Below are 10,530 nucleotides of genomic sequence, written 5' to 3' on the forward strand. Positions count from 1 at the left end.
GGGCCCGCGTGGGCCTCAGCCGTGAGGGAACGGGGTCTTGGCCGGGGCGCGGAGCTCGTCCAGGTGCCGCTCGATCACGGTCAACGACCGATCCGCGAGGTGGTCGAACCGCTGCTTCACGCTCGACCCGGGCGTCAGCGAGCCCATCGCGGTCGCCGGATCGAGCCGCGCGGTGACCCAGCCCTGGTGCGAGGCACCGCGCGCCACCACCTCCGCGATCGGCGTGACGATCAGCGAGTTGCCGAAGTAGATCGTTCCCCCTGGGTCGACGCCGGTGGCGTTCGCGCCGATGACGAACACGTGGTTGTCGTAGGCGCGGGCGCGACTGGTCAGCTCCCACAGGTCCGCCGACCGCAGCAGCGCCGACGGACGGCAGATCACCTCGGCGCCGAGCACCGCCTCAATGCGCGCCAGCTCCGGGTAGTCGCCGTCGAAGCAGATGACCAGCCCGATCTTGCCCAGCTCGGTGTCGACGACGATCGCTCGGTCGCCGGGCGTCACCCAGCCGCCGTCACCGCGGCCCTCGCCGCAGAACAAGTGCGTCTTGCGGTAGGACCCCAGCACGTCGCCGGACGGCCCGATCAGCGCCGCCGCGTTGTAAACCGTGCCCCGGTCGGTGCCCCGCTCGTAGGTACCGAGCACGACGTGGACGCCGAGCGAGCGGGCGACCTCCTGGATCGGTGACGTCACCGGCCCCGGGATCTCGCTGACGACGTCCCACAGCGCTTCCGGGCCGACGCCCGTGGTGAAGCCGGTGGTCGCGGTCTCCGGCAACACGACCAGCTCGGCGCCGGTCTCCTCGACGCAGCGCCGCACGTACTCGGCGCACCGGGCCAGGTTCGCCGCCACCGTGGCGGCGCTCAGCGGCCCGGGCTCCGGCGCGATCTGGACCGCCGCCGCGGTGAACGCCCTCATGCCCGGCCCCTCACGATCGACGACGCCCGATCAGCCCACCGACCAGGACGCCGAGCAGCGCGATCCCGGCGCCGAAGACCGCGCCCTGGACGAAGCCGCCGGGCAGCGCGCCGCCCTCCGCGGCCACCGGCTGCGGCGCGTTGAACACCCGCGGGGCGGCGGGCGCCGGTCCGGCCACGGACGCCTGCCCGGCCGCGGGCGCCGCTGAGCCCACCTCAGCCGCCACGGCTCCGGACTGGGCCCCGTCGAGCAGGGCTGCGCCGCCGGTCAACGCTGCCGCCTCGGCCGGCGCGTTCAGCAGCGAATCGACGGCGGCGAAGAACTCACCCGCGGTCTTCTTCGCAACGCCGGACAGCACCCGCTGCCCCACACCGCCGACCGCTCCACCGACCACCGCGTCCGCGGCGTACGAGAGCAACGTGGTGCCGTTCGCACCGTCCTCCAGGGTCACCAGCACGTCCGCCGACACCGTGCCCGGCGCACCGGCGCCCTTCGCCCGCAGCACGAACGACGTCGGCGCCTGCTGGTCGGTCAGCCGCACGTCCCCGACGTACGAGCCCTTGATCGACGCCACGCCCGCGGTCACCGTCATCCGGTAAGCGTCCGCGCCGACCTGCTCCAGCTGCTGGCAGCCGGGGATCGTGCGGACCAGCACGGCTGGGTCGTTCAGCGCGTCGTACACCCGCTGCACCGGGGCGTTCAGCGTGGCCTTGCCGTTGACCTTCATCTATTTGGTTCCTTCCAGCAGAGCGTTCTGCTCGCGGAGCGCCCAGAGTTCGGACGGGGAGATCGGCATCCGGGTCACGAAGAAGCCCTCCGCGTCCGAGATGGCCGAGGCGAACAGTGCCGCGGACGGGATGACGCCGGCCTCACCGGCGCCCTTCACCCCGAGCGGGTTGAGCGGTGACGGCGTCTCGAGGTGATCGGTCTCGATCGTGGGCACCTCGGACGCGTACGGAATCAGGAAGTCCATGTAAGACGCGTTGAGCGGCTGGCCGTTCTCGTCGTAGACGATCCGCTCGTAGAGCGCACCACCGACGCCCTGAGCGACGCCGCCGTGGATCTGACCCTCGACGATCCGCGGGTTGATCAGCGTTCCGCAGTCGTGCACGACGCAGTACCGCAGGATCTTGATCTCGGCGGTCTCCGGGTCGGTTTCCACGACCGCCGCGTGCATGCCGCTGGCGAACGTCGAGCGGATCGGCGAGTAGTAGTCGACCGCCTCCAGACCCGGCTCGTCGTCCTCGTCGATCGGCGGCTTGGTCAGGTCGGCGGTGCCGGCGAACTGGGTGGCCCGCTTGGCCTCCTCGTCGAACGCGTACCGCAGCGGGTTGGAGAGCACCGCGACCGTGCGCAGCGGAATGCCCTCATGGGCCTCCGGCGGCATGCCCTTCACCCGCACGACGCCGTCGACGATCTCCAAGTCCTTCGGGTCGACCTCGAGCGCCTCACCGGCGATCCGCAGCGCCTTCGCGCGGACCTTCCGGGCGGTGAGCGCGACCGCGTTACCGCTCATCACCGCCGCGCGGGACGCGAACGTGCCGACCGCGTACTTGAAGCGGCGGGTGTCACCGGTCGTGACCGAGACGTCGTCGACCGGCACCCCCAGCTCCTCGGCGGCGATCTGCGCGAACACCGTCTCGTGGCCCTGGCCCTGGGTGGTGAGGCCGGTCGCGACGACGACCTTGCCGGTGGTCTCGACCCGGACGAACGCACCCTCGTACGGGCCGGGGCCGGTGCCTTCCACGTAACAGGCCAGCCCGATGCCGACCTTGCGGCCCTCGGCGCGGGCGGCGTCCCGGATCGCCTCGAATTCGTCCCAGCCGACCAGCGCCTTGATCTTCTCCAGCGACGTCGGGTAGTCGCCGGAGTCGTAGATCAGCGGCCGACCGTCCTGGAACGTCAGGTGGTGGTCGTAGGGCATGTCTTCGGGCTGGATGAAGTTCCGGCGACGCACCTCCGCGCGGTCCAGACCGAGGCGATCCGCGATCGCGTCCATCGTGCGTTCCATCGCGAACACACCCTGCGGACGACCGGCCCCTCGGTACGGCGTCACCGTGACCGTGTTGGTGTACATCGACCGGAACTCGACCCGGTACGCGCCGGGCTTGTACGGGCCGAGCAGCTGGGTGGAGGTGACGATCGGAACGATGATGCCGTAGGGCGTGTAGGCGCCGTTGTCGTGCCAGAACTCGACGTCGAGCCCGAGGACGTGCCCCTCGTCGTCGAAGCCGACCGTGACCTTCTGGAGCTGCCCCCGCTCGTGCGTGGAGCTGATGAAGTGCTCGCGCCGGTCCTCCACCCACTTGACCTCACGGCCGAGCTTGATCGCCGCCCACGGGATCAGCACCTCCTCGGGCCAGGGGTGCACGATCTTGACGCCGAAGCCACCACCGACGTCCGGCGCGATCACCTCGACCCGGTCGACCGGCAGATCGAGCTTCGCGGCCAGCGCGAACCGCACCGAGGTGGATGCCTGCGTCGAGGTGTAGACCCGCAACGAGCGGTCGCCGGCATCCCAGCGCGCGTAGACACCCTTGCCCTCCATCGGCATCGACGCCGAGCGCTCGATGTCCAGGTCCAGGCTGAGTGTGTGCGGCGCGGCGGCGATCGCGGCCGGCGCGTCCCCGACCTCCTGGACGAGGTGTGCCGACACGTTGTCCGGCACGTCCGCGTGGACGCGATGCGCGGCCTCTCGTGCGGCCGGTAGCCCGACGACCGCGGGCAGCGCCTCGTACTCCACCCGGATCCGGTCGCAGGCGTCCTCGGCCACGTAGCGGTCGGCGGCCACGACCATGACGACGGCCTCACCGACGTGGCGGACGATGCCGTCGGCCAGCGGGGTGTTGACCCGGGGAGCGTGCAGGGCGGGGTGCGGGATCAGCAGCGGGAGCGGCTCGGACACCCGCGGATTCGGGTCGTCGGCGAGGTCTTCGTAGGTGTAGATCGCGACCAGGCCCTCGACCTCGAGCGCGTCGGTGACGTCGACGTCCAGAATCCGGGCGTGGGCGTGCGGAGAGCGGACGAACGCCACCGCGAGCGCGCCCTCGCCCAGGTCGTCCAAGTAGCGGCCGTTGCCGGACACCAGACGGGGGTCTTCCCGACGGGTCATCGGGACCCCGAACGCGCGGGTCGCCATCAGATTGCCCCCTGCTCCTGCTGGATCTCCGCGGCTCGCAGCACCGACTTCACGATGTTCTGGTAGCCGGTGCACCGGCAGAGGTTGCCGCCGATCGCCTCCCGCGCCTCCTCCTCGGTCGGGTCCGGGTTCTCGCGCAGGTACGCGGTGATCGTCGTGACGAAGCCGGGCGTGCAGAAGCCGCACTGGAGCCCGTGGCAGTCGACGAACGCCTGCTGCACCGGGCCGAGCCCGCCGTCCGGAGCGAGACAACCCTCGACGGTCGTGATCTCGGCGCCGTCGACGCTCACCGCGAACAGCAGGCAGGAGCGCATCGGACGGCCGTCGACCAGCACCGTGCACGAACCGCAGACGCCGTGCTCGCAACCGAGGTGCGTACCGGTGAGGCCGAGGTCGTGCCGGAGCGCGTCGGCGAGCAACCGCCGGGCCGGCACGGACGCGGTGCGCAGCACGCCGTTGACGGTGAACGTCACGTCGTGCGTGGTCTCGGTGGCGCTCATGCCGCAACCTCCGTTCGCGCCACCGCATGCGCGGCAGCAGCCTTCAACGCCCGGCCGGTCAGCACCCCGGCGAGATGCCGCCGGTACTCGGCGGTGGCGTGGATGTCTTCCTCGGGTTCGACGACCGAGCCCACGAGGCGCGCGGCGGCGGCCCAGTCAGCAGCATCGTAGGAACGGCCTCCGACAAGTTCGGTGAAGTCCACGGTCACCGGCGTCGGGCCCATCGATACGTACGTGGCGCGAGCCGCGGAGATCCGCAGGTCCTCGTCGAGGGTCACCAGCGCACCCAGTCCGCACATCGCGTAGTCGCCGTGCCGGCGGGACACCTCCAGCCACGCGGTACCGGTGTGCGGTGGCGGGATCGGGAACGTCACGCTGGTCGCCACCTCGCCGGGGCGGGTCGCCGACTCCAGCGGCGCCAGGAAGAAATCGTCGACCGGCACCGCCCGCGAACCGGAGACGGAAGCCAGCTGCACCGAACCACCCAGCAGCGCCAGCACCGACGGCATCTCGCCGGCCGGGTCCGCGTGCACGATGCTGCCGACCGTGGTGCCGCGATTGCGGATCGTCGGGTGCGCCACGTGGGAGAGCGCCTGACGCAGCAGCGGCAGCACCCGCTCGGCGTCCGCGGAGTGCTCCACCTCGGCGTGCCGGGCGATCGCACCCACGGTGACGGCGTCCGGCGTCACGTCGATCCGCGCGAGTTCGGAGAGCCGATTGATGTCCACCAGATGGGCAGGCGCCGCCAGCCGCATGTTGAGCATCGGAACCAGACTCTGGCCTCCGGCCAGCACCTTTCCGTCCCCGTCCAGCTCGGCCAGGACGGTCAGCGCTTCCTCGAGCGTCTCCGGACGGTGGTACTCGAACGCCGATGGTTTCATGCCGCGATAGTCCCCCAAGAAGTCCAGGGCGACCCAGCAACGTCGCTGGTGAACGCCCCGGAACGGCTCTCCCGGGCGGCCGGTAGGTCGCCGGCCCGGGCTGGTCGGTCGGCGAGCGGCGCGAGGCCGCTCGCCGACCGTGAAACAACGCTTACGGCTCCTTGTAGGCGCCGGGTTCGTCGACGACGAGGATCGCGCCACCGGCGTCCTTACCCGCGGCGGTCTCCGCTGCTCCGTCGTCGTCGGAGGTGGGCCGCGGAGTGCGCTCGGCGAGCCACATCTCCTTGAGGTGCGGCGGAGCGATCGCCTTCGCCAGGTGGAAGCCGGCCACGGTCACGATCGTGCCGAGCGCGATGCCGGAGAGCGAGAAGTCGTCGGTGAAGACCAGGCTGACGCCGCCGATACCGATGATGATCCCGGCCGCGGCCGGAACCAGGTTGATCGGGTTGGCGAAGTCGACCCGGTTCTCCTTCCAGATCTTGGCTCCGAGCAGGCCGATCATGCCGTAGAGCACGACCGTGATGCCGCCGAGCACACCGCCCGGCGTCGCCGAGACGACCGCGCCGAACTTCGGTGAAAATCCGAACAGGATCGCGACGATCGCGGCCACGTAGTACGCCGCGGTCGAGTAGACCCGGGTCGCGGCCATGACACCGATGTTCTCCGCGTACGTCGTGGTGGGCGAGCCGCCGACCGCGGACGCGATCACCGTGCCGACACCGTCACCGGCGATCGCACGGCCCATCACCGGGTCGAGGTCGTCACCGGTCATCTCGGCGACCGCCTTGACGTGACCGGCGTTCTCCGCGATCAACGCGATCACGGCAGGCAGGACCAGCAGGATGGCCGCGATCGAGAAGGACGGCGCGTGCCAGCCGACGACGTCACCCTCGGTGTGCGGCGGGAAGCCGATCCAGTTCGCCGCCTCGACACCGTCCCAGTTCACGCGCCAGTGCGTCGTCTCCTTGGCGGCAGCGGCGTCGTACGAGGTGATCTGGCCGAAGATGCGGTCGAACACCCAGGACAGGGCGTAACCGAACAGCAGTGCAAGGAAAATCGCGATCCGGCCGAGGAAGCCCCGGACGCCGACCGCGACCACGATGACGAACACCATCGTGATCAGCGCGATCCACTGGTCCTGCGGCCAGTACGTACCGGCCACCACCGGGGCGAGGTTGAACCCGATCAGCATGACGACGGCACCGGTGACGACCGGCGGCAGCACGCTGTAGATCGCTCTCGAGCCGACGAAGTGGATCAGCACACCGACGAGCGCGAGCACCACGCCGGCGACGAGGATCGCGCCGGTCACCTCGGCTGAGTCGCCGCCCTGCGCGCGGATCGCCGCCACGCCGCCGACGAACGACGCCGACGTGCCCAGGTAGCTGGGGACCTTGCCGCTGACGATCAGCAGGAAGAGGATCGTCGCGATACCGCTCATCATGATCGCGAGCTGCGGGTTCAGCCCCATGATCAGCGGGAAGACGAACGTCGCTCCGAACATCGCGACCACGTGCTGGGCGCCGAGGCCGACCGTCCGGGGCCACGAGAGCCGTTCTTCCGGACGGACGACCTCGCCCGGCGGCGGTGCTTTGCCTCCGTGTACGACACTCCACCCAAAGAGAGCCATGGCCCGAACCCCTTCTCAGCCGCCCCGGTGTGAGGGCGGTCCAGGGCCACCCTCGGAGGATGACGACGAATATCCGGCCACGGTGACCTGGGTCTCATGGTCAAGACAACACCGACTCGGGCCTCGTCCCTTGGCGGAAACTGCCCAGGGGGTGGTCGATCTGTCAGTGATTGTCGCCCGCGTGACGCGATAGCAACACGTACGACACGAGTCTGAGCGACGCTCGGCCGGTTCGACCGCAGTCACAGCGGTATCAATTGAACCGGACGTAAGACCTAGCGTCGGTACCACTATGGGAATTACCGGACGCGCAGCTTTCGTCCGGCTGGTAGTGCTGGCAGCACTGTGGGGTTCGAGTTTTCTGTGGGCCGCCATCGCGCTGCGGGGCCTCCCGCCGGGCGTCCTCACCGTGGTCCGGCTCGCGCTGGGCTCGGCGCTGTTGCTCGCGATCTGCCGAATCCGCGGCGTCCGGATCCCCGCCGAGCCGCGCGTCTGGGTGCACCTCGGCGTGCTGGCCGCGATCGGCCACGTGATCCCGCTGCTCCTGTTCGCCCACGCGGTGCGGTCGATCGACTCGCACGTCGGCGGCACGCTGAACGCCACCACGCCGCTCTGGACGCTCGCCATCGGTGTCTGTCTGGGCACTTCCGGGCGGATTCCCGGGCGGTACGTCGCCGGCCTGCTCGCCGGCCTGGTCGGCACGCTGCTGGTGGTCGGCGCCTGGCCACCCGGCGATCGCCTGCCGGTCGTCCCGACAGTGCTCGGCATGATCGCAGCGGCCAGCTACGGCGCCAGCTACATCTACATCGATCGATACATGGCGCGCGTCGACCGGCCGCCGATCGCGCTCGCCGCCGGACAGCTGGTGGCCGGCACCGCGCTCGCGCTGATCGCGCTCCCGGTCGCCGGCCCGCACTCGCTGGACGGCGTCCGGCTGGGGCCGGACGTCATCGTCGCCACGATCGCGTTGGGCGCGTTCTGCACCGGCATGGCGACCGTGCTCAACATCCGCCAGGTAGCGGACGTCGGGCCGGCGGCGTCGGTCGTGGTCTATTTGTTGCCCGTAGTGGCCGCGGTGCTCGGCTGGTTGGTGCTGGACGAGCAGATCACGCCGAGCACGATCGTCGGCACCGCGGTCGTACTGGTCGGCGTCGCACTGATTCGGACACCGCGGCGTCCGACGACCGACGACCGCGGCGAGCCGGGCACCCAGCAGCGGCCGCAGGTCCCGACGAATTCCTGACGGTCGAAACTTCAGCTTAGGAGAGCACCAGGGTGGTAGCGGTCCACAACTACGAGTTGGGCCTGGTCTGGACGGGTAACCAGGGCACCGGAACCAGCGCGTACCGGGCGTACAGCCGGTCGCACGAGGTGACCTCGGAGGGCCGACCTCCCCTGCTGGGGTCGTCCGACCCCGCGTTCCGGGGTGAAACCGACCGCTGGAATCCCGAACTCCTGCTGCTCGCAGCGCTCTCCGGGTGTCATCTGATGTCGTACCTGCACGTCTGCGTCGAGGCCGGAGTGATCGTCAGCGCATACGCCGACACACCGACCGGGTCGATGACGCAGACGCCGGGCGGCGGTGGGCGCTTCACCGAGGTCGTTCTGCACCCCCGGGTGACGCTGGCCCGGGACAGCGCGGGGAAGCAGGACCTCGCGAGCCGCCTGCACCGCGACGCCAGCGCCCGCTGCTTCATCGCGGCCTCGGTGAACTTCCCGGTCCACCACGAGCCAACGGTCGTCGTCGCCGACCGCTGACGCAGGCCCGGCCGCCCGCGTGCCCTACAACCCGCGGATCTCCAAGACGCGAAGGGCGAGTGCTAGGTCGAGGCGGAGAGCGGCGTCGTCGGTGAACGGACCGACCAGCTTCTCCAGCTTCGTGATCCGGTACCGCAGCGTGTTGTAGTGGAAATGCAGCCGCCGCGCGGCCTCGGCCACCGTGCAGTTCGTCTCCAGCAGCACCGCCAGCGTCCGCCGCAGGTCCGCGTTCTCCGGCGTGTCCGCCGCCAGCTCGCCGAGCACCTCCTCGACGAACCCGCGCAGCTCCGCGGTGTCCGGGATCAGCGACAGCAGTCGGTGCACGCCCAGGCGGTCGAAGCTCGCCCGAGCGCCGTCGCCGTGCAGCCGACGCCCGATCCGGACCGCCTTCCGCGCCTGCTCGTACGCCCGCGGCAGCTCCTGCGGGGTCAACGCCGGCCGGGAGATGCCCAGCGAGAACGACCGCCGTCCTCCGCCCCCGTCACCGACGACCTGCCGTACGAGTTCGTTGACCGCCCGCTCGATCACGTCGGCGCCCCCACCCCCGGACGGCAGCCCGAGCAGAACGACGACCTCCTGGTTGAAGTTGACGACCGGTGCCTTCGGGTCGCGCCACCGCACCACCGACTGCCACGCGGTGGCGAACCGCTCCTGCACCGGACGCAGCTCCGGGGCCGCCCCACTGGGCACCGTGACCGGGTCGAGCTCGGCGACCACCGCCACCAACGGCCGCTCGACGTCCCAGCCGAGCGTCCGCGCGTGCGCGACCGCGGTCGGCACGTCCTCCACCCTGCCGGTAAGGAGGTCGCGGAGGAAGTCCGCCCGGTACTTGCCCTCGACCGCGTCGATCGCCAGCTGTTTGGTCACCGCCAGCGCGGCCACGGTGGCGGCGCGCTCCAGCGAGTACACGTCCGCGGCGTCCAGCGGAGCGTCGGAGAACGCCACGATGCGCCCGTGGTCGATCCGGCCGGCGACCACCGGCACCGTCGTGTGGAACCCGCCCTCGTGCGGACGGACACCGGTCGGCTCGTCGTCGACACGGAACCGGCCAGTGGGGTCGAAACAGCCGGTGTCGGACAGGCCGTCCTGGTCACCCGCCCGGGCGATCACCCGACCGTCCGGCGTCGTGACGATGACCGGGCCACCGAGGATGCGGGTCAGCTCAGCCGCCAGGTCGTTCAGCCCACCACCCTCCAGGACGACGCTCACCAGCGCCCGGTGCACCTCGTCCGAGCGGGCCAGCACCGCAGCCTGCCGGTGCAACAGCGCGCTCAGCACTTCGTTGAGGATGTCGTCGAAGCCCACGGCCTCGGCGACCTCGATGATCGGGAAGCCCCGCCGGTCGGCCTCGGCCAGCACCTCGGCAGGCAGCTCGTCCAGGTAACGGTGCAGCTTGACCGCGAGCGCGGCCAGGCCTCGCTCGTCCAGCTCGCGGACCAGGTCGACCAGATCGGTTGGGTTGTTCCGCAGCGGGTAGCCGGTGGTGAGCAGCAGTTCGTGCGGCTTCACCCAGGGCAGGATGTCCGGGACCTCCATGACGTTGAGCCGCTGCACGACCCGGTCGAGACCGGCCTCGCCGGCGAGCACGCGTGCGCCCGCCAGCGAGCTCGCCTCGAGCACGTCACGTACCGGCAACCCCACGGGGGACGCCGTCAAGTTGGCCGAAGGCACCCGGCCATCCTTGGCAATTCTTCCCATGCCGACACG

The 10,530-nt window shown here is 70.7% G+C and carries 9 protein-coding genes; 2 read left to right on the plus strand and 7 right to left on the minus strand.

The window, feature by feature from the left end; translation table 11 throughout:
• Nucleotides 1-15 precede the first annotated feature (15 nt).
• The 6 genes from ABEB28_RS12810 to ABEB28_RS12835 form a co-directional block, all read right to left on the minus strand.
• A complete protein-coding gene (locus ABEB28_RS12810; protein ID WP_345728267.1) occupies nt 16-915 on the minus strand; it encodes a carbon-nitrogen hydrolase family protein in 900 nt (299 codons plus the stop codon).
• A 10-nt stretch (nt 916-925) separates the two neighbouring features.
• Nucleotides 926-1,642, minus strand: coding sequence for an SRPBCC family protein (locus ABEB28_RS12815; protein ID WP_345728268.1), 717 nt, complete (start codon nt 1,640-1,642; stop codon nt 926-928).
• The gene (gene cutA / locus ABEB28_RS12820) at nt 1,643-4,054 is read right to left on the minus strand and encodes an aerobic carbon-monoxide dehydrogenase large subunit (protein WP_345728269.1); all 2,412 of its coding nucleotides are present in this window, start codon (nt 4,052-4,054) and stop codon (nt 1,643-1,645) included.
• Nucleotides 4,054-4,554 (minus strand): (2Fe-2S)-binding protein, encoded by a 501-nt coding sequence (locus tag ABEB28_RS12825; protein ID WP_345728270.1) that lies wholly within the window; start codon nt 4,552-4,554, stop codon nt 4,054-4,056. Before ABEB28_RS12825 ends, cutA begins: the two co-directional genes overlap by 1 nt.
• Nucleotides 4,551-5,435, minus strand: a complete 885-nt coding sequence (locus ABEB28_RS12830) for an FAD binding domain-containing protein (RefSeq protein WP_345728271.1) — start codon at nt 5,433-5,435, stop codon at nt 4,551-4,553. Before ABEB28_RS12830 ends, ABEB28_RS12825 begins: the two co-directional genes overlap by 4 nt.
• Before the next feature lie 151 nt (nt 5,436-5,586).
• Entirely contained in the window at nt 5,587-7,065 is a 1,479-nt protein-coding gene (locus ABEB28_RS12835) for a uracil-xanthine permease family protein (RefSeq protein WP_345728272.1), read from the minus strand.
• 292 nt (nt 7,066-7,357) lie between these two features.
• Between ABEB28_RS12835 and ABEB28_RS12840 the strand changes: the two genes are divergently transcribed.
• Together ABEB28_RS12840 and ABEB28_RS12845 are read left to right on the plus strand one after the other, a co-directional pair.
• Nucleotides 7,358-8,308: a DMT family transporter gene (locus ABEB28_RS12840; protein WP_345728273.1), complete on the plus strand. Its 951-nt coding sequence runs from the start codon at nt 7,358-7,360 to the stop codon at nt 8,306-8,308.
• 32 nt (nt 8,309-8,340) lie between these two features.
• Nucleotides 8,341-8,823: an OsmC family protein gene (locus ABEB28_RS12845; RefSeq protein ID WP_345728274.1), complete on the plus strand. Its 483-nt coding sequence runs from the start codon at nt 8,341-8,343 to the stop codon at nt 8,821-8,823.
• Nucleotides 8,824-8,847: 24 nt separating this feature from the next.
• On the opposite strand, the gene ABEB28_RS12850 is transcribed toward ABEB28_RS12845, so the two are convergent.
• Nucleotides 8,848-10,494, minus strand: a complete 1,647-nt coding sequence (locus ABEB28_RS12850) for a PucR family transcriptional regulator (protein WP_345728275.1) — start codon at nt 10,492-10,494, stop codon at nt 8,848-8,850.
• Nucleotides 10,495-10,530 lie beyond the last annotated feature (36 nt).

This window comes from Cryptosporangium minutisporangium, from assembly GCF_039536245.1.
Lineage (GTDB): Bacteria > Actinomycetota > Actinomycetes > Mycobacteriales > Cryptosporangiaceae > Cryptosporangium > Cryptosporangium minutisporangium.

Coding starts and splice junctions, on each gene's coding strand:
- ABEB28_RS12810 (WP_345728267.1), bottom strand. CDS start 915: ATGAGGGCGTTCACCGCGGCGGCGGTCCAGATCGCGCCGGAGCCCGGG.
- ABEB28_RS12815 (WP_345728268.1), bottom strand. CDS start 1,642: ATGAAGGTCAACGGCAAGGCCACGCTGAACGCCCCGGTGCAGCGGGTG.
- cutA (WP_345728269.1), bottom strand. CDS start 4,054: ATGGCGACCCGCGCGTTCGGGGTCCCGATGACCCGTCGGGAAGACCCC.
- ABEB28_RS12825 (WP_345728270.1), bottom strand. CDS start 4,554: ATGAGCGCCACCGAGACCACGCACGACGTGACGTTCACCGTCAACGGC.
- ABEB28_RS12830 (WP_345728271.1), bottom strand. CDS start 5,435: ATGAAACCATCGGCGTTCGAGTACCACCGTCCGGAGACGCTCGAGGAA.
- ABEB28_RS12835 (WP_345728272.1), bottom strand. CDS start 7,065: ATGGCTCTCTTTGGGTGGAGTGTCGTACACGGAGGCAAAGCACCGCCG.
- ABEB28_RS12840 (WP_345728273.1), top strand. CDS start 7,358: ATGGGAATTACCGGACGCGCAGCTTTCGTCCGGCTGGTAGTGCTGGCA.